This is a genomic window from Mesobacillus campisalis, from assembly GCF_000986785.1.
Taxonomy (GTDB): domain Bacteria; phylum Bacillota; class Bacilli; order Bacillales; family Cytobacillaceae; genus Mesobacillus_B; species Mesobacillus_B campisalis.
In genome coordinates, this window is sequence record NZ_LAYY01000084.1 from 1 (window position 1) to 573 (window position 573).

Annotated in this window: 1 rRNA gene; it reads right to left on the reverse strand. The window is 53.9% G+C overall.

Annotated features, from left to right (window positions below):
* Positions 1 to 573 (reverse strand): 23S ribosomal RNA (locus tag WQ57_RS22530); the annotation flags it as partial.

The window sequence follows — 573 nt, forward strand, 5'->3', positions numbered from 1 at the left end:
CTCTCCTCGCCTACCTGTGTCGGTTTGCGGTACGGGCACCTTTCATCTCGCTAGAGGCTTTTCTTGGCAGTGTGGAATCAGGAACTTCGGTACTATATTTCCCTCGCCGTCACAGCTCAGCCTTTGAGGGAAACGGATTTGCCTATTTCCCAGCCTAACTGCTTGGACGCGCTATTCCAGCAGCGCGCTTACCCTATCCTCCTGCGTCCCCCCATTGCTCAAATGATGAAGAGGTGGTACAGGAATATCAACCTGTTGTCCATCGCCTACGCCTTTCGGCCTCGGCTTAGGTCCCGACTAACCCTGAGAGGACGAGCCTTCCTCAGGAAACCTTAGGCATACGGTGGATGGGATTCTCACCCATCTTTCGCTACTCATACCGGCATTCTCACTTCTAAGCGCTCCACCAGTCCTTACGGTCTGGCTTCAACGCCCTTAGAACGCTCTCCTACCGCGGACATCGCAAGATGTCCACCCACAGCTTCGGTGATACGTTTAGCCCCGGTACATTTTCGGCGCAGAGTCACTCGACCAGTGAGCTATTACGCACTCTTTAAATGGTGGCTGCTTCTA